Origin of the sequence: Sorangium sp. So ce296 (assembly GCF_051529605.1) — a bacterium.
In the GTDB taxonomy this organism is placed as follows: domain Bacteria; phylum Myxococcota_A; class Polyangia; order Polyangiales; family Polyangiaceae; genus Sorangium; species Sorangium cellulosum_D.
This window is the reverse complement of the sequence record NZ_CP150325.1, coordinates 3,939,165-3,962,351: the sequence shown is the minus strand read 5'-3', so window position 1 is coordinate 3,962,351 and position 23,187 is coordinate 3,939,165. Positions and strand designations below refer to the sequence as shown.

21 protein-coding genes are annotated in these 23,187 nt (G+C 73.5%); 12 read left to right on the top strand and 9 right to left on the bottom strand.

The annotated features are described in order from the left end of the window. Positions 1-5 precede the first annotated feature (5 nt). Positions 6-248 (bottom strand): hypothetical protein, encoded by a 243-nt coding sequence (locus tag WME98_RS14835; protein ID WP_061629779.1) that lies wholly within the window; start codon positions 246-248, stop codon positions 6-8. 141 nt (positions 249-389) lie between these two features. Here WME98_RS14835 and WME98_RS14830 point away from each other — a divergent pair, with 141 nt between their 5' ends. From WME98_RS14830 to WME98_RS14815, 4 genes are all read left to right on the top strand, one after another. Next, the gene (locus tag WME98_RS14830) at positions 390-2,405 is read left to right on the top strand and encodes a SpoIVB peptidase S55 domain-containing protein (protein ID WP_437951890.1); all 2,016 of its coding nucleotides are present in this window, start codon (positions 390-392) and stop codon (positions 2,403-2,405) included. A 56-nt stretch (positions 2,406-2,461) separates the two neighbouring features. After that, complete coding sequence (locus WME98_RS14825) at positions 2,462-4,567, top strand: hypothetical protein (RefSeq protein WP_437951889.1); 2,106 nt, start codon at positions 2,462-2,464, stop codon at positions 4,565-4,567. Positions 4,568-4,889: 322 nt separating this feature from the next. Further along, on the top strand, positions 4,890-5,750 hold the full coding sequence (locus WME98_RS14820) for a hypothetical protein (protein WP_437951888.1): 861 nt from the start codon (positions 4,890-4,892) through the stop codon (positions 5,748-5,750). A gap of 122 nt (positions 5,751-5,872) precedes the next feature. Further along, positions 5,873-7,069 carry a metallophosphoesterase gene (locus WME98_RS14815; RefSeq protein WP_437951887.1) on the top strand — a complete coding sequence of 399 codons (1,197 nt, stop codon included), beginning with the start codon at positions 5,873-5,875 and terminating at the stop codon, positions 7,067-7,069. 15 nt (positions 7,070-7,084) lie between these two features. On the opposite strand, the gene WME98_RS14810 is transcribed toward WME98_RS14815, so the two are convergent. Next, positions 7,085-7,786 carry a hypothetical protein gene (locus tag WME98_RS14810; protein WP_437951886.1) on the bottom strand — a complete coding sequence of 234 codons (702 nt, stop codon included), beginning with the start codon at positions 7,784-7,786 and terminating at the stop codon, positions 7,085-7,087. A gap of 132 nt (positions 7,787-7,918) precedes the next feature. On the opposite strand from WME98_RS14810, the gene WME98_RS14805 reads away from it, so the two are divergent. Continuing rightward, positions 7,919-9,289 (top strand): OmpP1/FadL family transporter, encoded by a 1,371-nt coding sequence (locus WME98_RS14805; protein WP_437951885.1) that lies wholly within the window; start codon positions 7,919-7,921, stop codon positions 9,287-9,289. A 39-nt stretch (positions 9,290-9,328) separates the two neighbouring features. On the opposite strand, the gene WME98_RS14800 is transcribed toward WME98_RS14805, so the two are convergent. Next, positions 9,329-10,126, bottom strand: a complete 798-nt coding sequence (locus tag WME98_RS14800) for a response regulator transcription factor (protein ID WP_061622344.1) — start codon at positions 10,124-10,126, stop codon at positions 9,329-9,331. 59 nt (positions 10,127-10,185) lie between these two features. Here WME98_RS14800 and WME98_RS14795 point away from each other — a divergent pair, with 59 nt between their 5' ends. From WME98_RS14795 to WME98_RS14785, 3 genes are read left to right on the top strand one after another with little or no spacing between them, the layout of a single operon-like run. Continuing rightward, positions 10,186-11,262 (top strand): thioredoxin domain-containing protein, encoded by a 1,077-nt coding sequence (locus WME98_RS14795; RefSeq protein WP_437951884.1) that lies wholly within the window; start codon positions 10,186-10,188, stop codon positions 11,260-11,262. Next, the gene (locus WME98_RS14790; RefSeq protein ID WP_437951883.1) at positions 11,259-12,035 is read left to right on the top strand and encodes a 3'-5' exonuclease; all 777 of its coding nucleotides are present in this window, start codon (positions 11,259-11,261) and stop codon (positions 12,033-12,035) included. Before WME98_RS14795 ends, WME98_RS14790 begins: the two co-directional genes overlap by 4 nt. A 4-nt stretch (positions 12,036-12,039) precedes the next feature. Further along, positions 12,040-12,630, top strand: a complete 591-nt coding sequence (locus WME98_RS14785; RefSeq protein WP_437951882.1) for a hypothetical protein — start codon at positions 12,040-12,042, stop codon at positions 12,628-12,630. Between the two features lie 13 nt (positions 12,631-12,643). On the opposite strand, the gene folK is transcribed toward WME98_RS14785, so the two are convergent. From folK to WME98_RS14755, 6 genes are all read right to left on the bottom strand, one after another. Beyond that, positions 12,644-13,141 carry a 2-amino-4-hydroxy-6-hydroxymethyldihydropteridine diphosphokinase gene (folK, locus tag WME98_RS14780; RefSeq protein WP_437951881.1) on the bottom strand — a complete coding sequence of 166 codons (498 nt, stop codon included), beginning with the start codon at positions 13,139-13,141 and terminating at the stop codon, positions 12,644-12,646. A gap of 44 nt (positions 13,142-13,185) precedes the next feature. After that, complete coding sequence (locus WME98_RS14775; RefSeq protein ID WP_061623838.1) at positions 13,186-13,551, bottom strand: hypothetical protein; 366 nt, start codon at positions 13,549-13,551, stop codon at positions 13,186-13,188. Positions 13,552-13,678: 127 nt separating this feature from the next. Beyond that, positions 13,679-14,641, bottom strand: coding sequence for a glutathione synthase (gene gshB, locus WME98_RS14770; RefSeq protein WP_020740608.1), 963 nt, complete (start codon positions 14,639-14,641; stop codon positions 13,679-13,681). Positions 14,642-14,705: 64 nt separating this feature from the next. Beyond that, complete coding sequence (locus WME98_RS14765) at positions 14,706-15,581, bottom strand: anti-sigma factor family protein (RefSeq protein ID WP_437951880.1); 876 nt, start codon at positions 15,579-15,581, stop codon at positions 14,706-14,708. Continuing rightward, complete coding sequence (locus WME98_RS14760) at positions 15,578-16,213, bottom strand: sigma-70 family RNA polymerase sigma factor (protein WP_061621496.1); 636 nt, start codon at positions 16,211-16,213, stop codon at positions 15,578-15,580. The genes WME98_RS14765 and WME98_RS14760 overlap by 4 nt, the downstream gene beginning before the upstream one ends. A gap of 85 nt (positions 16,214-16,298) precedes the next feature. Further along, a complete protein-coding gene (locus tag WME98_RS14755) occupies positions 16,299-17,042 on the bottom strand; it encodes a polyhydroxyalkanoate synthesis regulator DNA-binding domain-containing protein (protein WP_437951879.1) in 744 nt (247 codons plus the stop codon). 86 nt (positions 17,043-17,128) lie between these two features. On the opposite strand from WME98_RS14755, the gene WME98_RS14750 reads away from it, so the two are divergent. The 4 genes from WME98_RS14750 (at position 17,129) to WME98_RS14735 (ending at position 23,161) form a co-directional block, all read left to right on the top strand. Further along, positions 17,129-17,938, top strand: coding sequence for an ABC transporter ATP-binding protein (locus WME98_RS14750; protein WP_437333865.1), 810 nt, complete (start codon positions 17,129-17,131; stop codon positions 17,936-17,938). 174 nt (positions 17,939-18,112) lie between these two features. Beyond that, on the top strand, positions 18,113-20,089 hold the full coding sequence (gene nuoH, locus WME98_RS14745) for an NADH-quinone oxidoreductase subunit NuoH (RefSeq protein WP_061628082.1): 1,977 nt from the start codon (positions 18,113-18,115) through the stop codon (positions 20,087-20,089). Positions 20,090-20,138: 49 nt separating this feature from the next. Continuing rightward, positions 20,139-21,998 (top strand): hypothetical protein, encoded by a 1,860-nt coding sequence (locus tag WME98_RS14740; protein WP_437951878.1) that lies wholly within the window; start codon positions 20,139-20,141, stop codon positions 21,996-21,998. Continuing rightward, positions 21,995-23,161, top strand: a complete 1,167-nt coding sequence (locus WME98_RS14735; RefSeq protein WP_437951877.1) for a trypsin-like peptidase domain-containing protein — start codon at positions 21,995-21,997, stop codon at positions 23,159-23,161. The genes WME98_RS14740 and WME98_RS14735 overlap by 4 nt, the downstream gene beginning before the upstream one ends. The last annotated feature ends 26 nt before the right edge of the window (positions 23,162-23,187 follow it).

Genomic DNA, 23,187 nt, shown 5'->3' with positions numbered 1-23,187 from the left:
CCTCATCACGCCCGCGCGACGAGGAGCGCGAGCACGTACACGATGAGCCACACCAGCCACAGGGTGCTCATCCGGCGCCACCCCTGCCGGAACCCGTACATCGGCGCGAGCGGCGGCACCACGAGCGCGACGAGCCCGCGCCATCGAGGCGCGCTGCGGAGCATGAGCCGCGCTGCCAGCGCGACGTGGGTGGTGACCCAGGTGGCGAACGCCAGGATGAGCGTCGCGGTCGCCGCGATATCCTTCACGGGGCGAAGCCTAGCGTCGCCGGCGCGCCACGCCCCTGGAAATCAGCGACGCGGGAACGTGGAGAGGGCGGCCCGGCGCCCCTCCCGCGCGCCGCGCGCCCCGGCTCTGTCGCGCTCGCAAATCCGGGCTAAGCTTGGCCCGTGCCCCTGCGCGACATCCCGTGTTTTCGTCCGGATTCCTTCCTCGCCGCGCGCGCCGTCCCCCTCGCGACCCGCTTCGGGTCGGCGATCGCCGGCGCGGCGCGCGCCCTCGTCGAGCGCGAGGGGCGCCTCATCCCCATGAGCCTGCTCGCCGGCGCCGCGTGCAGCGTCGCTGTCGGCCTCGGCGCGGCGCACGCGATCTCCACGCCGCCCGACACGCTGCCGGTCGCCGAGGTGAAGCCGGGAATGAAGGGATACGGCCTCACCGTCTTCTCCGGCACCACGCCCGAGAAGTTCGACGTCGAGGTCATCTCCACCCTCCGCAATTTCCGCCCGAACCAGGACCTCATCCTCATCAAGACCCAGCACCCGCGCCTCGAGATCGCCCGCACCGTGGCCGGGATGAGCGGCAGCCCGATCTACCTGAACGGCAAGATGATCGGCGCCTACGCGTACGGCTGGCTCTTCGGCGCCGAGGCGATCGCCGGCGTCACCCCGATCAAATCGATGCTCGACGAGCTCGCGCGGCCGCTCCCGCGGGCGATCGCCCCGAAGGTCGGCGGCCCGCTGCCCGCCCCGGTGAGCGCCATCGGCGGCGCGCCGCCTCGGGCCGCCGCGCCGGCCCGCCTGCACGGGGGCCGCGGCTTCGCGGGGCCCGTCGACGCCTACGATCTCGCCGGCCACGCCAGCCAGCTCGCCGCGCGCGTCGCGCCGGCGCTCGCCCCGCCCGAGGCGACGAGCCTCGCGCGCGCCTCGACGCCGGTGATGCTCGGCGGGCTCGGCGGCACGTCGCTGCGCATCGCCAGCGACCTGCTCGGCCCCATGGGGCTCGAGCCGATGCAGGCCGGCGGCGGCTCGTCCGCGAACCCCGATCCGGGCGCGCCGACCAAGTACGTCGACGGCGGCGCGATCGGCGTCGAGCTCGTGCGCGGCGACATCTCCGCCATGGGCATCGGCACGGTCACGCGCGTGTCCGGCGACAAGCTCGTCGCGTTCGGCCACCCGATGATGAACGGCGGCGTCACGAACCTCCCCACCGCGATCGCCCAGGTCCACTGGATCCTCGCGAGCCAGAACCGCAGCTTCAAGATCGGCGAGGCGGTGCGCACGGTCGGCTCGCTGGTCAACGATCGGCAGGCCGCGATCGTGGTCGACAGCGCGGCCAAGGCGCCGGTCTTCCCGATGCGCGTCCAGATCGACGGCGTGAACGGCGCCCCGCACCCGACGTGGAACGTGGAGGTCGCGCACGACCAGTTCCTCGCGCCCTCCTTCGTGTCGATGGCGCTCGGCAACGCCGTCGAGGCGACCACGGCCGAGCGGCGGGACATGACCTGGCGCGCGGTGAGCCAGCTGAAGATCGGGCGCTACGGCACGATCTCGCTCGTCGACTTCGGCGCCGGCAACGGCGCCCCGCTCACCGCCGACGACTTCGTCCGCAGCCGGCTCGTCCGGTCGATGGGGGCGCTCCTCAACAACCCGTGGGAGGAGGTCGCGATCGAGCGCGTCGACACCCGCGTGAAGGTCACGTTCGACCGCGAGGTCGTCCTCCTGCGCGGCGCCAAGGTGCTCGAGCCCGAGATCGACGCGGGCGCGCCCGCGCGCATCCGCCTGGATCTCCAGCCCCACCAGGGCCCCCTGGAGTCGCGCGTCATCGAGGTGCCGATCCCGCGCGAGCTCGCCGGCGGCCAGGTGGATATCGAGCTCTCGCCCGGGTACGAGGTCGAGCGCCCGATGGCGACCCCCAACAACGTCGCCGAGCTCGTGGCGATGCTGCCGCTCCAGAACCACGACGCGGAGAGCGTCGTCGCCACGTTCAAGCTCCGGGAGAACGGCGCGGCGTACCGCGGCAAGGTCGCCTCGAGGCTCCCCCCGGGCGCGATGGACACGCTGCGCCCGAGCTCCGACTCCGACGCGCCCGAGGCCTTCGGCGCGCAGGTGCAGGTGCCGATCTCCCTCAAGCGGTTTATGGTCGGGAAAGACACCGTGAGCGTCAAGGTCCGGCCTATCCTTCGCTGACCGCGCGGCCGCCCGCCTCCCTCCTCTCCGCCCTGACCCCCCTCCTCCTGCGACCCATGAGCACAGAGCGCTCTTCTGCCCGTCCCCTCTCGTCTCGCCCTCACGCCCTCTCCTCGCCGCGCCGGCTGCTCGCGGCCGTCCTCGCCGCCGCGGGGCTCGTGGCGCTCCCGGCCCACGCGGTCGGCACGCGCAGCTTCGAGCTCAAGTCGCTCGAGGACCTCAAGGGCGGAGATCTCACCGGCGTCAGCGTGGACTCGAACGGCACCGTGCGCGCCGGGCTGACGCTCGCCGCGACGCCGCTGCCGGACGCGACGTCCGTCTGGAGCTCCGTGGTGCTGCCCGACGGCACCGTGCTGCTCGGCACGGGCAACGAGGGGAAGATCTACAGCGTCTCGGGCGGCCGGGTGACGCTCGCGGCGACGACCGGGCAGATGGCGGTCAGCGCGCTCGCGCTCGCGTTCGACGGCGACGTCATCGCCGGCACGTTCCCCGAGGGCAAGCTGTACCGCTTGCCGCGCGGCGCCGGGAACGGCGGCCCGGCCAAGCTCTTCGCCGAGCTCCCGCAGACCGAGGACGTGTGGGGGCTCGCCTACGACCCGAAGGCGAAGGCGCTCTACGCCGCGACCGGCTCCGAGGGCAGGCTGTTCCGCGTCGACGCCGCGGGCAAGGCCCAGGTGTACTTCGACAGCGACGAGCCGCACCTCGTGAGCGTCGCGGTCGCGGACGACGGCGCCGTCTACGCCGGCTCGAACGGCAAGGCGCTCCTCTACAAGCTCACGGCGCCCGGCCGCGCGACCGTGCTCCACGACTTCGACGCGGACGACGTGAAGGCGATCGCGATCGCGCCGGGCGCGAAGGGCGGCGCGGTCTACGCCATCGCCAACAAGTACGCCGAGGCGTTCGCCGCCCCGAGGCGCAACCGGAGCGGGCCGCCGACCCCGCAGCCGACGCGGGCGCCGAAGCCCGGCAAGGGCGTGCTCGTGCGCTTCGATCGGAGCGGCGTCGCGGAGAAGATGATGAGCGACGACGACACGCACTACGTCTCGCTCGGCCTCGGCGACGACCTCATGCCCTACGTCGGGACCGGCGCCGAGGGCCAGCTCTACACCGTGAGCGACAACCACGTGGCGCGGCTCGTCGCCGACACCGACGAGCGCCAGGTCGGCGCCTTCGCGATGGCCGGGAAGCGCAGGTTCGTCGCGACCACCGACCCCGCCGTCTTCCACGAGGTGAAGGGCGTCGGCGGCGCCGAGGCGGTGTGGACGAGCAAGGTGCTCGACGCCGGGCTGCGGGCCGCGTTCGGGCGCCTCACGTGGCGCTCCGACGGCGCGCTGGAGCTCGAGACGCGCAGCGGGAACACCGACACGCCGGACAGCACCTGGAGCCCGTGGTCCCCGGCGCTCGCCGCGCCGGGGGACACGAAGAGCCCGCCGGCGCGCTTCGTCCAGATCCGCGCGCGCTGGAGCCGGGATCCGGGCGCCGCGCTCCGCGAGGTGAAGCTCTCGTTCGTGACCGACAACGCGCGCGCCGTGGTCACCTCGATCGAGGCGGCGCCGAAGGGCCAGACCAAGCCCCCTCGCACGAACCTCCCGCCGTCCGGCGGGGAGGCGCCGAAGCCGGTGAGCGCGCTCCAGCTGACGTGGAAGGTCGACAACCCCGATCAGGACGACCTGCGTTATCGCCTCTCGTACCGCATGGAGGGCCAGTCGACCTGGCGCAGCATGCTCAAGCCGGGCGAGAAGGTGACGCGCGCCGAGCACGTGTGGGACACGACCGCGCTCCCCGAGGGCGAGTACCGCATCCTCGTCGAGGCGAGCGACGAGCTGGCGAACCCGCCCGAGCGCACCCAGCGCCATAGCCTCGAGTCGGGCACCGTCCTCGTCGACAACACGCCGCCGGTGTTCCGAGCGCTGTCGCTGCAGGGGCGCCGGCTCACCGGCGAGGTGGCGGACGGCCTCGGCCCGGTCGCGCGCGTCGAGGTCTCGATCGCCGGCCTGGAGGAGTGGCGGCCCATCTTCCCGAGCGACGGCATCTTCGACGAGCCGGTGGAGCCGTTCGAGGCGGACCTCAGCGCCCTCGTGCCGCCTGGATCTCACCTGCTCGCGGTGCGCGCCTACGACAGCGCGGGCAACGTGGTCACCCGCGACATCGAGGCGCGGTAGCCGCCGTCCCATGCCGCCCTCGCCGATCGCCATCGCAGCGCTCGGCGCGACATGGGCGTCATGCTTGCGCCAGGAGCGCCGGCGGCCGAGGCGCACCCGCGCTCGGCGCGCGCGCGGAACATGCGCCCTGGCGTCGCGTCCACGGGGGCTCCTGCGTCCTGGAGAGCACACCCCGGGACGGCACATTCTGTGGATACCCGAGGACGACATGATAAGCTCGCTCTGCTTGTCCTTTTCTCGTGCCCCTGGAATGAGCTCCCCCCGCGCCCTTCTGGTTTACGGTCTCGCCGCGATCTCGGCGTTTGCGGTCTCCGCGTGCGGGATGTCGGACGCCGCCTCCTCCGGCGAGGTGTCCAGCGATGATGGGGGGTATGGCGGGTTCAACTCGGGATACGGGGACGGGGGCGGGTCGGCCGCGACGGCCGGATCGGGCGGGACCCCTCCGTTCGATGGCGGCGGCGGCGGCGCCGTGGACGAGAGCGTCGATATCCCGGGGCCAACGGCGTCGCCGGACCCCTACACGCGCTTCGCGCACCTGTGCGGCGACGGCTGCACGCCGGGGGGCGATCCGACCGAGTGCTCGTCCAGCAGCGGTGATGGGTCCGGAACGGGGGGCACCACGGCGCAGCCGCTGCATTGCCAGCTCGTGCTCGGCGAAGGCGACGCGATCCCGAGCTGCCGGCCGGTGGGCCGCTACGCGGCGGGCGGCCCGTGCCACCGCGGCATGGACTGCGCTGCGGGGCTGGGGTGCGCGGCGGCCGACGGGCAGGGCGGGGTGTGCCGGCAGTACTGCTGCGGCAACGTCGAGAGCTGCGCGCCGGGCACGTACTGCGAAGAGCGATCGATGGCCGAGTCGCTCGCCGAGGGGAACACCCCGGTCACCATCCCGGTCTGCGTCCCCGCGACGAGCTGCGAGCTCCTCGACGACAGCGTGTGCCCGGCGGGCCTGACCTGCACGATCGTCCGCGAGGACGGCACGACGAGCTGCGTCGTCCCCGGCGACGGGCGCGCCGACGACCCTTGCCCGTGCGCGCCCGGCTTCGTGTGCTCGATGCTGACGAACCAGTGCAAGCAGCTCTGCCGGATCGACGGCCGATCGCAGGACTGCGGCGCGAACGCCAAGTGCCAGGGCGGCAGCACGGTCTACCCCCCTGGGTTCGGCGTGTGCGTCAGCACGATGTAGCTGCGGCCGGCCGGGGCCGCGCCGCGGGCCGGCCGGGGTCGCTTCGTGAAAAAATGTTGGCGCGCCGCGCTCCGGCGTGAATCGGAGCGGCGGGCGCGTCCGGCCGTGGTCATGCTGGACGCGTGCAGCGCCCCCTCCTCTCCTTCGTTCTTTTCATCGGCATCTTCAGCGCCATCGTGGCCGGCGTTCACTACTACCTCTGGCAGCGCCTGATCCGCGCGCCCGAGCTCGGCCCGCTCTGGCAGCGCATCGGCAGCGTCGCCCTGGTGGTGCTCGCGTCGCTGGTGCCGCTCGGCCTCTTTCTGAGCCGCGCGCTGCCCCGGCACATCGGCGGTGTCGTCGCCGGCGTCGTCTACACGTGGGTCGGGCTCGCGGTCCTGCTCTTCTTTCTCCTGCTCACCTCGGAGGTCGTTCGCCTCGGCGCCCACGGCGTCACCGCGCTCCTGAACCAGCCGCTCGACGGCGACCGCCGCACGTTCCTCTCCCGCGCCATCGCCGGCACGGCCGGCGCGCTCGCCGTGGGCTTCGGCGTCGCCGGCGCCGCGAGCGCCCTCGGCGAGGTCGCCGTCCGCCCGGTGCGCGTCCGCCTCCGCCGCCTCCCCGCGGCCATGTCCGGCTTCCGGATCGTCCAGCTCACCGACCTCCACATCGGCCCCACGATCGGGCGCGCGTGGCTCGAGCGCGTCGTCGCGCGGGTGAACGCCCTCGAGCCGGATCTCATCGCGATCACGGGCGATCTCGTCGACGGCTCGGTGGAGGAGCTCCGCGAGCACACCGCGCCGCTCGCCGCGCTGCGCGCCAGGCACGGCGTCTTCTTCGTGACGGGCAACCACGAGTACTACTCCGGCGTCGAGGCGTGGATCGCGGAGCTCGGCCGGCTCGGGGTGAGGGTGCTCCGCAACGAGCGCGTCTCGATCGGCGACGGCGACCACAGCTTCGATCTGGCCGGCGTCGACGACTGGAGCGCGCGCGGCATGGGCCGCGGCCACGGCCCGGATCTCGCCCGCGCGCTCGCGGGGCGCGACCCTTCGCGCGAGCTCGTGCTGCTCGCGCACCAGCCCAAGCAGATCCTCGACGCCGCGGAGCGGGGGGTGGGCCTCCAGCTCAGCGGCCATACCCACGGCGGCCAGATCTTCCCCTGGGGCCTCTTCGTGCGGCTCGACCAGCCTTACGTGGCCGGCCTGTCCTCGCACGGCGAGAGCCAGATCTACGTGAGCCGCGGGACGGGCTACTGGGGTCCGCCGATGCGCGTCGGCGCGCCGTCCGAGATCTCGTTGATCGAGCTCGAGGGCGCCGCCGTGACCGAGGCCGTGGCGTAGCGCGACCCAGATGGCCTAGAGCGGGCGCGCCGGGTCCTTCTTGCAGTTGATGACCGCCGCCGGGTAGCTGCTCGGATCGGTGATGCGCTCCATGGCGAAGGTCGAGCCCTTGAGGTCCAGGCTGATCGGCCTCGCCACGGTGCCGGTCACGGCGCCGCACACGAAGTCGGCGGGCGCGCAGAGCGTGCCCGACAGCGTGATGGTGGCCTCGAGCTCGCCGCCCGAGATCGGGTTGGCGTTGCCCGGCACGACGATCGTGGGCAGCTCCGCGGCGAACGTCCCGTCCTCGGACAGCGCGAAGGGGCCCACGTCGACCGACGGACCGGTGGGCGTCCGGCGATCGGCGGCCTCGAGCGGCTGGAAGGTCATCGAGAAGCTCAGTCCGTCGTCGCTCGCCTCGGTGGTCAGGTCGGCCACGAAGACGATCGGGGTTCGCGGGCTGACGCGCGCCGAGAGGTTGAAGAAGAACTCGCCATCGACGGCGCCTGGCTCCGGCGGACAGCCTTCCCCGCCGCCGCCCGTCCCGTCGCTGCCGCCGCCGCCCGCCTGGTGTTCACGGACGGTGGTATCGCGAGCTTCGAAGTCACCGAATCTGCCCTCCGGGTCGGCGCACCCGACGAGGAGCGCGGCGGACGCGATGCAGGGAAGCGCGGCGGACGCGAGGCAAGGGAGCGCGGCGGATGCGAGCGTTGTCCGGATGGAGCGGGAGAAAAGCATTTGACACCGTGCGAGAGGTGACATTTCACTCGATCGGGTCGAGCATCCCGCGACCCTCAGGGGACGCAACCCTACCATGCAGGGTCTGTCGCAGGCGCCGCATTCCTCCCCTCAGAATCGAGAACACCGGCAATGCCCATCCACCGCCACCGTCTCGCGCTCTCCGTCGGCCTCCTCGGCGGCCTTGTCTGGACCGCGCCTGCGTTCGCCGGCGGCTTCGCGACCGCGCGCTTCGGCGGCGAGCACGGCAACCCGATCACCAGCAATCCGACCGCGATCTACTACAACCCCGCTGGCATCGCCGAGAGCGAGGGGATTCACCTGTTCCTGGACGGAAATCTGGCGCTGCGCGCGGCCTCCTACACACACACGCATGCGCCGTCCGATGACGTGACCGCGCCGGGGGCGAACACGGGGTCGGCGAGCCTGCTCAACCTGGCCGCCTCGCCGATGCTCGGCGCGTCGGCCAAGCTCGGCGACCTGGCGCTCGGCGTCGGCGTTTACGTGCCCTTCGGCGGCGCTGCGTCCTGGAACACGAACGGCGCCTTCGAGGGAAATGGCGAGCTCGCCGGGCCGGTCGACGGGGTGCAGCGCTGGCACTCCATCGAGTCCGAGCTCCAGGCGATGTACTTCACGCTCGCCGCGGCCTACCGGATCCCGGCGCTCCGCCTCAGCCTCGGCGTCTCCGGGAACCTGATTCGGGCCCAGGTGAACACCGTCCGCGCCCGCAACGCCTCCGGCGACAACCTCCTTGCGACGGAGGGGCGCTCGCTGCTCGAGGTGAGCGGGCTGCACGGCAGCTTCGGCGTCGGCGCGCTCGTCGAGGCGGTGCCGGAGAAGCTCTGGATCGGCGCGTCGTACCAGTCGCGGCCGAACGTCACGGGGGGAGAGACCCTCGAGGGCACGCTCACCAACCGCTTCAACGGCGTCTCGAGCCCCCCGACCGACGTCGAGCTGCACCAGGACCTGCCCGACATCGTGCGGCTCGGCGCCCGCTTCGCGCCGGCCGAGCGCATGGAGCTCCGGATCTTCGGCGACTGGACGCGCTGGAGCACCATGGAAAACCAGTGCCTCACCGTGGTGGGCGCGGCGTGCGAAATCCGGAGCGACGGCTCCGCCGCCGACCCGGCCGGCGTGGTGCAGAACATCGCCCGCCGCTGGAGCGACACGTTCGGCGTGCGCGCGGGCATCAGCTACTGGCCGCGGCCCTCGAGCGAGGTCTTCGGCGGCGTCGGCTACGACTCCAACGCGGTCCCCGACGACACGCTGGACCCCTCGGCCACCGATTTCCACGATGTCTCGTTCTCCGTGGGGGGCCGCTTCCAGGTCGTGGAGCGGCTGCACCTCGCCGCGTCGTACACGCACCTCTTCTACGTCGGCCGGGACACCACGGGGAAGAGCATCACCGCGGGCCTGGCGGGCAGCTCGCGGGCGCCCGACTCGGGCGGGATCTACACGCAGAACATCGGCGTGCTCAACCTCAACGTGGACGTCGCCTTCTGAGCGGCGCCGCGGCGAGGCGCGGCGGCGCGGCGAGGCCGCTCACGGGGCGCTGCGCCGGGTCCGGCGGAGCAGGCTGAAGATCCGCGCCCCCAGCTCGGGGGCGCGGAACGGCTTCACCATGTAGTCGTCGGCGCCGCTGGCGAACGCGTAGACCATGTCCTGCGACGAGGCGTTCGCCGTCAGGAAGAGGACCGGCAGATCGCGGAGCCCAGGGTCCTGCCGCAGCGTCCGGCAGAGCTCGATGCCGTTCATCCTCGGAAGGTTCCAGTCGAGCACCACGAGGTGGAAGGGCGCGCTGCGGACGCGTTCCAGCGCCTCCTCCGCGCTGGCGACCGCGACGACGGCGAGCTCGACCGCCTCGAGCATCGTCGACAGCATCTCCCGGATCTGCGGATCGTCGTCGACGACGAGGATCCGCGAGCCCTTGCCCTTCAGCCGGAGCGGCGCGGTGGGCGAGGGGACCCGGCCCACCGCGCCGGCGCCCTTTCCGCCGGGGGGCGCGGCGGGCCGGACCTCGGCCTCGGCGCGGACGAGCGCCGCCGCGTCGGTGTCGGGCATCGAGCCGGGGCGGGTCGCCTCCGTCCGCGCGAAGTGGGCGAGGCGGCGCCAGTCGCGCGGCTCGAACGTGAGCCGCGCCCCTTCGGGCGAGACGGAAGCGCACGCCGCGGCCGACGTCGCGCGGCGGTTTTCGCCCAGCTCGAAGACGGCGAGCACCCACTCGCCATCCGCGACGATCTCCCCCGCGGGCAGCCCGAGCTCGAGGTCGCCCTCCTCCGGATCGCCGACGATTCGCTCGAACTGCTGCAGATCCGGGAAGCGGTAGAGGACGCTCCGCACGTCTTGACGCTACACCCGCGCTAGCATCTCGCAAAGGGTCCGACTAAGCTCGCGCCGCGATGTCATTCCTGCGCTGGATGCCGCCGCTCCTCGCGTTGCTCTCGATCGGCGTCACGGGCTGTCCTGGCAACTCGGGCTCGAGCGAGCCCAAACCCGCCCCGCCCCAGGAGGTGTCGGTCTCGCTTCCGGGCGTGGACACCTCGTCGCTCACGCCCCGCGAGCGTCGAGAGTGGGCCGCCCAGGTCTCGGAGCTCCTCTCCCCCTGCCCGGACACGCCCGTGAACATCGCGCAGTGCGTGAAGGAGCAGCGCGCCTGCAAGGCGTGCCTCCCCGCCGCGCAGCTCCTGCTCAAGCAGGTCAAGGACGGCCGGTCGAAGAAGGAGCGCGAGGACGCGTTCCGCATGCGCTTCGACGCGAACAAGGTGAAGACGCTCGCCACCGACGGCTCGCCCGAGATGGGGCCGCCCGACGCGCCGGTCACGATCGTCGAGTGGGCCGACTTCGAGTGCCCGTTCTGCCGGCTCATGTCGCCGCTGCTCGAGGGCCTCGTGAGCCGCTTCGACGGGCAGGTGCGGCTGGTCTTCAAGTTCTATCCGCTCCAGGCGCACGTCCACGGCGAGCCCGCCGCGCGCGCGGCGATCGCCGCGATGAACCAGGGCAAGTTCTGGGAGATGCACCACCTCCTCTTCGAGAACCAGGACAAGCTGGAGCAGGCCGACATCGAGCGCTACGCGCAGCGGCTCAAGCTCGACCCGGTGAAGTTCCGCGCCGACCTCGTCTCGACCGAGACGAAGGCGCGCATCGAGAAGGACAAGAAGCAGGCCGAGGAGGTCGGGCTCGAGGGGACGCCGCTCATCTACATCAACGGCCGCGAGGTCGACCTGCAGCTCCTCACGAACCCGGGCCAGGACCTCGAGGACTGGGTGAAGCTCGATCTGGAGCTCCTCGGCAAGACGCCGCGGCCGGCGCCGCCGAAGCCGGCCGGCACGGAGGCGGGCGCGCCCGACGCGCCCCCCTCCGGCAGCACGACCCCCGCCGCCAGCGCGACGCCCGCCGCCGGCGGCAGCGCGGCGCGCCCCGCGGCCTCTGCCGGCCCTGCCAAGCCCGCGCAGCCCGCCCAGCCGAGGACGCCTTGAAGGTCGCCGACCCGTGCGGCTGTTTCCCGACGGGCCGGCACTACCCTGGGATCGCGCACCTCCTCAAGGTGCGCGCCGTCGGCGTCGCGTCCGAGATCGACGCGGGCAGCGCCTGGATCGACGAGCCCATCGCCTTCATCGACGTCGAGACGACGGGGCGCGATCCCGCGGGGGATCGCATCATCGAGCTCGGCATCGTCATCGGCCGCTCGGGGGAGATCCTGACGCGCTACAACTGGCTCATCCATCCGGGGCGGCCGATCCCGGCGGAGAGCACCGCGATCCACGGGATCAAGGACGCGGACGTCGAGGGCAAGCCGTCGTTCGCCGAGGTCGCGGAGGAGATCCTCGGCTGCTTCAAGGGGGCGATCCCCGCGGCGTACAACGCCGCCTTCGACCGCTCGTTCCTGCTCGCCGAGCTCGAGCGCGTGGGCATGCGCCCGCGCGAGCCGCCGCCCGCGATGCGGCGGGAGGTCGACTGGATCGACCCGCTCACGTTCGCCCGTGAGCTCTACAAGAACGAGGAGAGCCGCGCCCTCGGCGACATGGCCGCTCGGCTCGGGATCACGCTGGACAAGGCGCACCGCGCGACGGACGACGCCGAGGCGGCGCTGCAGGTGCTGTACGCGCTCGCGAAGGATCCGCGGGTGCCCCGCGCCTACGGCGGCCTGATCCAGGAGCAGCGGCGGCTGGTCCGCCTGCAGGACGAAGCGCGGCGGCTCTGGCGGAAGGCTCCGGCCCCCGCGGCGCCTCCGACCACGAAGCCCAGCTGACGCCATGGTCGACGGGCCGAAGCGGCGCCTCCCGGTCGTCGGCAGCGGCCCGACGGCGGGGCCCGGCGCGCCGAGCGCGCATGGCGCGGCGCCTCCCCGCGGCGCGACGGGCTCGCCGGAGAAGCGCAGGCTCCCGGTCCTGCAGGGCGGCGGCGACGACGACGGCGAGGAGCGCCCGCCGTGGCACTGGATCGCGCTCGGCACGGTGGCGATCTTCATCGTGTGGCTGCCGCTCGCGGGGCTCGCGAACACGCTGCTGCGCCGGATGATCGAGCGGACGGGGGACGCCGCGGCGGAGGGGTCGGTGCGGCTCGCGATGGTGGGCCTCAACGCGATCGCGTTCGCGCTCGCCGGCCTCGCCGGCGGCTACCTCGTGGGGCGGTTCGGCGGTCGCGCCGGGCGGCGCGAGGCGGCCGCGAGCGGGGCCGTGGTCGCGGCGCTCGCGTGGACGCTCGCGCTCGCCGAGGGCGCGCCGGCGGGCGCGCTGGGGTGGGCGCTGCTGCTCGTGGTGATGGTCGCGATCGGCGCCGCGGCGTCGTACGCCGGCGGCCGCGCCGGCCTCCGGGCGCGCTCCGGAGCGCCGCCCTCGAGCTGAGGGGCGCGCGCGCTCAGCTCGGATCGAGCCGGCGAATGGGCGCGCTCGCGTCGGGGAGCGAGGCGTACGCGACGGCGGTGCGCGGATCGCGCGCGTCGGGGGCGACGTCGAGCAGCGGCCTCAGCGCGAAGGCGCGCCCGCAGAGCCGCGGGTGCGGCACCACGAGATCGGGCTCGGCGACGACCTCGCCCTCGATCCAGAGCAGATCCAGATCGATCGTGCGCGGCCCCCACCGCACCGGATCGGGGCGCGTGCGCCCGAGCGAGCGCTCCACGGCGAGCGTGCGCTCGAGGATCTGGCGCGCGGGCAGCGACGTGGCGAGGAGCGCCGCGGCGTTCACGTAGTCGCTCTGCGGCGGGCCGCCCGCGGGCGGCGACTCGTAGCGCGACGACTCGCCGACCAATTCGACCTCGGGATCCGCGGCGAGCGCGTCGATCGCGGCGCGGAGGGTGGCGAGGCGATCGCCGAGGTTCGACCCGAGCCCGATCACGACGCGCCTGCGGGATGTCATGGCGAGACCCTACCACGCCACGCGCGGCGGATCGGCGCGCGTCGTCACTCCGCCGGATCGGTCGCGCGGCGCCCGCCGCCGAGCCGCCGGCCTTCCGGGCGCGGCGGGAACACGCGCCGGTCCTCGGGGTTCCGGCGCGGGATGGGAGAGCGCCGCTCGACGGCCACGTCGCGCGGAGGCGGCTGAACGCCGCGCTGGAGCCCCACGAAGAGCTCGCGCATCTCCTCGAACGTCTCCGGCATGGCGGCGGCGACGGTCGCCGCGTGCGTCCGGCACAGGCTCAGCGAGCGCCCCTGGATGACCACGCGCGCCATCCTCGTCCTCGCGCGAGGATCCCCGGGCGCACCGCCCTCCCGCTCGACCAGCTCGCCGTCCTCGCATACGGCACATCGCTCGAATGACTCGCCCATGGGGGAGCCTTCGCAGAACCGGGGCCTCCGGGCCAACTTCCCGGCGTACCGCGGATCCCGGGCACGCGTCGGGATCCGCCCGTGCGGCGGATCCCGCGCGAGGACCACGATCCGCCCGCGCGGCGGATCACGCGCGCGCGGCTCGGCCGCGCGCCCGCTCCTCGGCCCAGGCGATCACCCGGTCCGCGGGATCGGTGCCGGTGAAGCGCCCGAGCTCCTGGATGCCGGTCGGGCTCGTGACGTTGACCTCGGTCAGGCGCTCGCCGATGACGTCGAGGCCGACGAAGTGGAGGCCGTCGGCGCGCAGGCGCGGCGCGACCGCGCGGACCAGCTCGAGCTCGCGCGGCGAGAGCTCCGTCGACACGACGCGCCCGCCGACGTGGATGTTCGAGCGGTGATCGTCGTCGCGCGGCACCCGGAGGATCGCGCCGAGCGGCTCGCCGTCGAGCAGGAGGACGCGCTTGTCGCCCTGGACGACGGCGGGCAGGTACTCCTGGACCATCGCGAGGCGGTGCCCCTCGTTCGTCATCATGTCCGCGATGGCGCGCGCGTTCTTGTCGCGCTCGCTGATCTGCAGCACGCCGAGGCCGCCCGCGCCGTCGAGCGGCTTGATCACCGCCAGGCCGCCGAGGGCGCGCACGAACGCGTGGATCTGCTCGCGGTCGGCCGTGACCAGCGTCTTCGGCGTCCACTCGGGGAAGTTCAGCGCGTAGAGCTTCTCGTTGGCGTCGCGCAGCCCGCGCGGGTCGTTCACGATGAGCGGGCAGCGCCGCGCGCGCTCCAGGAGCAGCGTCGCGTACAGGTAGCTGCGATCGAACGGCGGGTCCTTGCGGATGAAGATCGCGTCGACGTCCGCGAGCCGGAGCCGCCGCGGGCCCGCGGCGAGATCCAGCGAGATGTACGGCGGCGCGTCGCCGATGAGCACCGGGGTCGCCGAGGCGAGCGCCTCGCCGCCCTCGATCGAGAGGTCGCGCGGCAGGCAGTGGTAGCTCTCGTGGCCGCGCGCCTGCGCCGCGCGGATGAAGGCGAACGACGTGTCCTTGTCGTGCGTCACGCGGCTCAGCGGATCCATGACGAAGACGAAACGCATGCGGTCTCTCGCGGGATAGGGGAATGGAAGGGAGGGGGCGCCCGCTCGCGCGGGCGCGGGCGGATCACTGCATCGCGGCGAGGACGAGCTGCGTGCTGAGGTCGTCGCCGAGATCCGAGGCGAGCGCGTAGCCGACGCCGCTGTGCTCGGCGGCGACGACGGAGTAGCCGTTGATCTTACCCACGTACACGGGGCGCTCGCGCACGACGCGCGGCTGCAGGATCGGCTGCGCCTTCTGCACCGGGACCGCGCGCGAGTTGAAGAGGTAGACCGTCACCCGGTGGTTGCCCCTCACGATGTACTGGAGCAGCGCGGCGCGCCGATCGCGCATCGTGTGCACGCGGGCGCCCATGAAGTTTACGGGCATCGACGGGAACTCCGGCCTGCGGACCGGCACGCCGACGAACGGATCGAAGCGCGGCAGGTCCTCCGGGTTCGTCGTCTCCGGCGGGAGCGGCTGCGCGTGCTGCGTGACGAGATCGTCGAGCAGGACCTCGACGCTCTCGGCGCGGGCGAGCTCGACGTCCGCCTTCGTGCTCGCCTTGGCCGTGTCCGCCGGGGCGGCGGCCCGCTCCCGCGTCACGCCGACCATGAACGCGACGCCCGCGGCCGCGGCGAGCGCGACGGCGTACCCCCTGTGCATGAGCCGCGGCCTCGCGTCGGCCGCCTGCGCCGCCGCGCGCGCCGCGCCGCGCGCCTGCTCGTGCGCCATGGCCGCGGCGATGCGCGCCCGCAGCGCGTCCGGGCACGCCGCCGGCTTCGCCCGCTTCAGGCTCGTCCGCAGCGAGCGCAGCATCTTCACCTGCTCGAAGCACGGCGGACACTGGACGAGGTGGGACTCGAGGTCGACCGCGTGGTCCGGATCCAGCTCGCCGTCGACGTAGGCCGACAGCGCGTAGTCGAACCGCGCGCAGCTCTCGATCGACTTCGCGGCGCTCATGCGACACCCCGCTTCCGCTTGCGGTACGCGTCCAGGTCGGCGGGCGCGTCCTTCGCCGCGTCGTCGCTGACGATGCCCATCAGCACCGCGTGCTCGCGCAGCGTCTTCTGGAGGAGCTTGCGGCCGCGGTGCAGCCGCGACATCACCGTGCCGATCGGGCACCCCATCGCCTCGGCGATCTCCTTGTAGGAGAGCTCCTCGATGTCCGACAGCACCACCGCCAGGCGGAACTCTTCGGGCAGCTCGTCCAGGGCGCGCTGCACCTCCGCCTCGATGAGGGGCGTGAGCGCCTGGGTCTCCGGATCGCGCATCGCGCGCATCGTCGTCGCACCGACCCACCCGTCGGTGAGCGGCTCGGCGTCCGGCCCGTCGAAGATGCCCCGCTCGAGGCCCCCCCGGCGGTACCGGTTGATGAACGTGTTGGTGAGGATCCGCAGCAGCCAGGCCTTGAGGTTGGTGCCGGGCTCGAACTGATCCCGGGCGCGCATCGCCTTGACGATGGTGTCCTGGACCAGGTCCTCCGCCTCGGTCGAGCTCTTGGTCATCCGGCAGCTCACGCCGTACAGCGTGTCCAGATGACCGAGCAGCTCGATCTCGAAGGCGTCGGCACGGCTCCCCTCGCAGCTGGCCAACGAAAGGTCCTGCGCTACGGACGCAGGTTTCTTGCTGAAGAAGAACGGCATGGGCTCGACGGGGGCAACAGGGGAGCGGCCGGGGCTATTCCAGCCGGCTCTCGTCCCCCGGTCCCTCGCCCGCGGGTTCGTCCGCGGCGGAGCCAGCTTGAGGAGGAGCGGCGCCCTCGGCCCGTTCACCCGCGCGTTCCTGGAGCTTCGCCTCCAGCTCGTCAATGCGCTGCGAGAGGCGCTTGACATCGGCCTGAAGATCGCGGACCAGCCCGAGCCCCGGGAGGATGGCGCGGATGCGCTCGTCGACGGCCTGCTGCCACTGATCGAGCGTCTGCTTCGAGCTCTCGACGATCCCGCTCAGGCGCCCCTTCGCGTGGCTCGACTTGTCGGCGTCGAGCGGCGGGGGCGGCTGCGACCCCGGCGACGCGGACGCCGCCGGCTCCTGCGCGGGGGCCGGCGCCGCGCCGGGCACCGCCGCCCCGCCCTCGCCGGGGACCGCGCCGGGGATGAGCCGGCCGATCGGGCCCTCGCGCAGCTGCGACAGCAGCCGCTCGCCGCGCTCCTGGATCAGATCCCGCAGCGTGCCGAGCGGTACCGAGCGCGGCTGCGATTTGAGATCTTCCGAGATGATCAGCGCCAGCGTGACCTCGGTCTTGTCCTCCTTGGTCGCGTTGTCGATGATCTGGACCTCTTCGCCAGCCCGGACCATCTCCCCGATCTGCTGCAGGGTGACGTAACGACTGTCCTTCGTGTCGTAGAGCTTCCGATTGGAGTAGCGCTTAATAACGCGACGCGGTACCTCGCCGCCTCCCAGGGTCTCCTTCGCCGTTTCCATCTCCTCTACGCCTCGAGTCGATTGGACCACCGACAGATCGCTCGCGCAAGGAAAGATGACTCGATATCACTCATAAATTGGGCGACGTGCAGGAGCCGGCGATCGAGCTGCGAGACGTGGCGGCCAGCTATCCCACAGGGAGGCTGGCGCTGGAGGGGATCAGCCTGGAGGTGCGCGCGGGCGAGCTCTGCGCCGTCCTCGGGCCGAACGGCGCCGGCAAATCGACGCTGGTCCGGGTCCTCTCGGGGGCCCTGCGGCCGGCGCGGGGCGGGGCGACCCTGCTGGGCAGGCCGCTCGGCGGCATGGACCGGCGGGCGATCGCGCGGTGCGTGGCGGTCGTGCCGCAGGGGATCGCCTCGGCGCCCGGGTTCTCGGCGCGGGAGGTCGTCATGATGGGCCGCGCGCCCCACCAGGGCGCCTGGATGCGCGCCTCCCGCCGCGACGAGGAGGCGGTCGCCCGCGCCCTCGAGGCCTGCGATCTCGTGGAGCTCTCGGAGCGGCCGGTGGCCGAGCTCTCCGGCGGCGAGCAGAAGCGGGTCGCCATCGCCCGGGCGCTCGCGCAGGAGGCGCAGGTGCTGATCCTCGACGAGCCCGGGGCCCACCTCGACATCCGCCACTCGATCGAGGTCCACGAGGTCGTGCGCCGCGAGGTCGCCGAGCGGCGCCTCGCCTGCGTCGCGGTGCTGCACGACCTCAACGCGGCCGCCCAGTACGCCGACCGCGTCGCGCTCCTCAAGGCCGGGCGGCTCGTCGCGCAGGGCACCATCGAGGAGGTGATGACCTACCGCCGGCTCAAGGACGTGTTCGAGGCGGAGCTCTACGTCGGGGTGAACGAGCTCGACGGCAGCCGGTACTTCCTCCCCGTCCGGGGCGCGCGGCCAGGGGAACCCGGGTAGGGAAGCGCCGGGGCGAGGCCGCGCGGCGCGGAAGCGGCGGGTGCGGGCGCGGGCGCGGCGGCGTCGGCGCGGGTGCGGGTGCGGGCGCGGCGGCGTCGGCGCGGGCGCGGCGGCGTCGGCGCGCCGATCTCCGCAATCTCGACCGCCCGGGCGGCGCGGTTTATAAGCGGCGCCATGCGCGGATCTCCACCCTGGAGAGCTCTCTCTCTCGGCTTCCTGCCGTGCCTCCTGGCCCTCCTGGCCCTCCTCGGCGGGGCCGGCTGCGCCGAGAGCAGGACGGCGCCCGAGCTCCTCAGCGTCATCGACGTCGTGCCGCGCGAGGTCGACCTCGGCGACCGCATCGAGATCCTCGGGACCAACCTGCCCACCGCGCAGGCGAGGGAGGCGGTCGTCACGTTCCGCGGGACGCTGCGGCGCCCGGGCCAGGCGCCGCTCACCGGCCAGAGCATCGAGATCGACGGCGCGCAGATCAGCAGCAACAAGGTGTCGCTCGTCTTCTCCGAGGGGATGCAGGCGCGCTTCGCCGGCCGCGGCGACGACGCGGTGCACACGACCTTCCACGGGGACGTGACCGTCGAGGTCCCCGCGACCGCGCACGGCGCGCTCCCCGTCTCCGGCACGGTGCGGGGCGTCACGATCGACTTCATCCCGCCGACCCCGCGCCGCGCCGTCATCGAGGCGCGCGAGAAGGAGGGGGCGCGCGCGCTCGCGTTCTTCGGTGTCGAGGTCGCGGCCGAGTCGCCGCCCGCCGGCGGGCTCGTCGTGACCTCCGTGCGCGACGGCAGCCCCGCGAGCCGCGCGCAGATCCTCGCCGGCGACGTCATCACGAGCTTCGAGGGCGTGAAGGTCCTCTCGAAGGGCGACGTGGCCCCGAGCGGCCACGAGCGGCTGTCGCCGGTCGGGATCCGGCGGGGCGGGGCGCCGTCCGAGGTCAAGCTCTCGACCGAGGGGTTCCACGCGAGCGCCCCGACCGATCTCCTCGGCGCCGGGATCATCCTCGGCATCGCCGCCGCGATCATCCTGCTCTTCATGGCGCCGACCGCGGGGATCATCACCTGGGTCGAGCGCCGCGTCTCGGCGCGCATGCAGTCGCGCATCGGGCCGAACCGCGCCGGGCCGCAGGGCCTCCTCGTGTGGATCGCCGACGGGATCAAGTCGATCCTCAAGGAGGACGTCATCCCGGCCGAGAGCGACCGGGCGCTCTTCCGGCTCGCGCCCTACCTCGTCTTCGTCGGCGTGTCGGCCACGTTCGTGGTCATGCCGTTCGGGCAGTACCTCATCGCGGCCGACCTCGACATCGGCATCCTCTTCGTCATCGCCGTGACGTCGCTCGTCACGATCGGCCTGATGACCGGCGGCTGGGCGTCGAACAACAAGTGGTCGCTCCTCGGCGGCATCCGCTCGGCGGCGCAGATCATCAGCTACGAGATCCCCGGCGCGGTCGCGATCGTGTGCATCGTGATGATGACCGGCTCGCTGCGGCTCCAGGACATCATCGCCGCGCAGGGCGGCGCCGGGCCCTCGGTGCTCGACGTGGGCGGCTGGCCCTGGCACTGGTTCGTCTTCCGCAACCCGATCACGTTCGCGCTGTTCTTCCTCTACTTCACGACCGCGCTCGCGGAGGGCAACCGCGCGCCGTTCGACCTGCCCGAGGCGGAGAGCGAGCTCGTCGCCGGCTACTCGACCGAGTACTCGGGGATGCGCTACCTCTTCTTCTTCTTCGCCGAGTGGGCGAACGTCTTCGTGATGTGCGGCATCGCGAGCGCGCTCTTCCTCGGCGGATGGCAGATCCCGGGCGTCTCGCCGGCCCAGCAGGAGGGGAGCTTCGGCCTCCAGCTCCTCGGCGTTTTCCTGTTCCTGCTGAAGAGCTGGGCGCTCGTCTTCGTGGTCATCTGGATCCGCTGGACGCTGCCGCGCGTCCGGATCGACCAGATGATGAACCTGTGCTGGAAGTGGTTCGTCCCGCTCTCGTTCGTGGCGTTCCTCCTGACGGCGCTCTGGATGGTGATCGGCGTCAGCAAGACGGTCCAGCTCGTCATCAGCGTCGTCACGTTCTCCGTCTGGGCCTACCTGCTCGTCCACTTCATCCGCAGGGTCCAGCACAACCTGCGGGAGGCCAAGGTTGCGCTCCACCTGAATCCGTTCCTGTGAGAGCAAACCCCGGTGCCACCTCGGCCTTGCGCTGAGGTATGCTGTCGGCGTGGCGGTCCCGTCGAGCCCGGCCTCCGACTTCTGCGCGGCGTGCGGTTTCCCGCTGCGCGGGCCGCGGTGCGAGGCGTGCGGGGTCGACCGCGCGCCGGCGCTCTCGCTCTCGCGCAAGCCGCCGCCCGCGGACGGCGACTGGGACGGCAGCTCGATCGACGCGTGGCGCACGCGGGATCCGGTGCGCTTCGTGGCCCACTGCGCCTCGGCCGAGGCCGGGACCGCCGTCCAGGCGACCACGCTGCAGGACGGCGTGGGCTGGCTCGTTCCGCTCGGGGCGGCGACGCTCTTCGTCGCGCTCGACGCGGCGAACGAGCGGGTGTCGATCGACGTGCCGGTCGTGCGCGTCGCCGAGCGGCAGCGGGTGCCGCTCTTGCGGGCGGCGCTGGAGCTCTCGGGCGGCGCCGAGCCGTTCCGGCTCTGCCTGCGGGACGATCTCTTGCTGCTCCGCCGCGTCGGCCGCGTCGCCGCCCTCGCGCCGGAGGCGCTGCGCCGGGCGCTGCGCGACAGCGGCGAGGCGGCGCAGCGGCTCGCGGCGACGCTCGGCGCCTGGTTCGACGCGCGGCCGCCGTTCTCGGAGGAGCAGCGGGCGAGCCTGACCTGGGCGTCGGCCGGCCGCGCCCGGCCGCTCAAGAGCTTCTCCATCCCGCCGGCGCCCGGCCGCGCGCAGGGCGCGCCGTCGGTGCGGGCCGCCGGGCCGCCGACGCCGGTCTCGGCGGTGCGGCTGCCGGCCGAGGAGCTCTCCGCGTGGGCGGCGCCCCCGCTGCCGCGCCTGCCCGAGTCGGTCGCGCGCCCGATCCGCGACGCGGACGCGATCCCCGACATCCTGTCCCCCTCGCTCGCGTCCACGCCGTTGCCGGTGTCGATGGGCGCCGCTTCGGGCGGCACGTCAGGCGTCACGTCAGGCAGGAACGGCGGCGCGCCCACGCCCAAGGCCGGCATCCTGCCGCCGGCCCACGACGGCGGCGTCGCGTCCAAGGCGATCAGCAGCATGGCGATGCCGGGGCCCGAGGCCTCCGCCGCGAAGCCGGCGCCGGCGGGCGCGGCGACGGCGACGCCGCTGTCGGGCGAGCCCGCGCCGGCCGCGGACGCGCCGGCGCAGGCCAGCGATCGCCGCAGCGCGCGCACCGTGCCCTTCCGCCGCTCGACCTCCTCCGGCATGGCCGCCGTGGTGACGCCGGCGTCGACGCCGGTGTCGGTGCGCCCGCCCGCGCTGCCGGAGGTCGAGATCGATCCGCCGTCGCGCCAGAACGGCGCCGCGCGCTCCGAGGGGGCGAACACGCCGGCCGATCGGTTCTGCCAGCTGCTCCGGGACGCGCAGGTGCTCGGCGCGGCGCTCAGCTTCCAGGAGCGGCCGGGCGTCATGGTGCTCCTCATCCGGTGCACCGTGTTCCGCGCGATCTACGAGCACGGCGAGGCGATGCCCGACGCGGTGGCGCACCTCTACCGCTGCACGGCGGCGGCGACCCGCGAGCTCGCCCAGGCCGAGGGCGGCGCGCGCCGCGGCAACGCCGCGGGGGTCGCCGAGCCGGCGTTCCTCGCGATGGAGCGGCTCGTGACGCTGCGCGGGCAGGTGCCCGAGGAGAAGCCGCTCCACATCGATCCGCTCACCACGGCGGCGCTCGCGCGCGAGCACCTCGGCCGTTACCTGCGCGAGATCGAGCGCGCGCCGGCCGATCCGGTGCTCCGCCACTTCCTCGCGATCGGCGCGCTGTCGGAGCTGCTCGTGCGCACGAAGCTGCCGGCCAAGACGGAGCAGCGGCTGCGCGACATCGTCGCGTACGCGCAGCGCGACGGCGCCAAGCCGGGCACGATCGATCTGCTGATGACGGCGCTCTCGAGGATCGTCGCCCAATGACGTCGCAGCTCGCGGCGCACGGCGACGGCGATCTGGCCCTGCTCCACGAGCGCGTCGCCCGCGCGCGCCGCTCGGTGGTGGCGATCCGCGCCGGCGCGCTGGTCACGACCGGCTGGGTGGCGCTCGGCAACGGCGTGGTGGTGACGAGCCGGCGCGGGCTCGGCTACCCGACGGAGGTGGCGCTGACGTTCGAGGACGGGCGGAGCATGGCGGGTCGCGTGGTCGCGGCCGACGTGGGCCGGGACGTCGCGCTCGTCGCGCCGGTCGAGCCGCCGGGCGTCGCGGCGCTCGCGGTGCGCGCGCCGGCGGAGCCGCGGCTCGGCGAGCGCGCCGCGGTGCTGAGCTGCCTGCCGGGGCAGAGCCTGCGGCTCGCGGTCGCGCGGGTCAGCCACGTGGCGCGCAAGGTCGACGGGCAGCTGCCTGGGTTCGAGCTCGACGTGACGGCGCCGCTCGGCGCGCCGGTGCTCGATCCGGAGGGGCGCGCGATCGGGGTGGTCGCCGCGCTGCCGGGCGTCGCCGGGGAGCTGGCGGGCCACAGCGCGGTGCTCCCGGCGGGCGCGTTCCAGCCGCTGCTCGCGCTCGTGGATCGGCCGCTCGGCGAGCTCCGGGACCGGGCGCCGGTGTACCGCTGTCCGGCGTGCGAGGAGCCGTTCGACATCGAGAGCGACCGGTGCCTGGGCTGCGGTCGGCTGTTGCCGCACGCGTTCGCGCCGTCTCCGGCGCGCGCGGGCGTCGAGCGGATGATCCGGCAGGGCCTGTCGTCGCTCGGGATCATCGCGAACCGGGCGCGGGTCGGGCCGCGGGCGTGGCGCATCGCGCAGCGGCCGTTCCCGGCGGCGGAGACGGCGACGCAGGTGGACATCGAGCTCGACGAGGCGGGGCGCCTCTTGACGCTGCGCGCGCCGGTGGTGGGCGTGCCGGCGGCGAACCACGAGCCGTTCTACCGGTTCTTGCTCACGATGAACGACCAGACGACGGGGGAGTTCCGCGTGTCGATCACGGGGGACGAGGTGGCGGTGTCGTGCGTGGCGGCGCTGGAGGGGTTCGCGGATCACGAGGTGGCGCTGCTCATCGACGGGCTGGTGCAGATCGCGGACGAGTACCGGCGGACGCTCGCGGAGACGTTCGAGGCGGCGCCGAGGTTCGAGTCGGCGGGGCGATAGGCCTCGACGAGCTGCCCGCCCCGAGG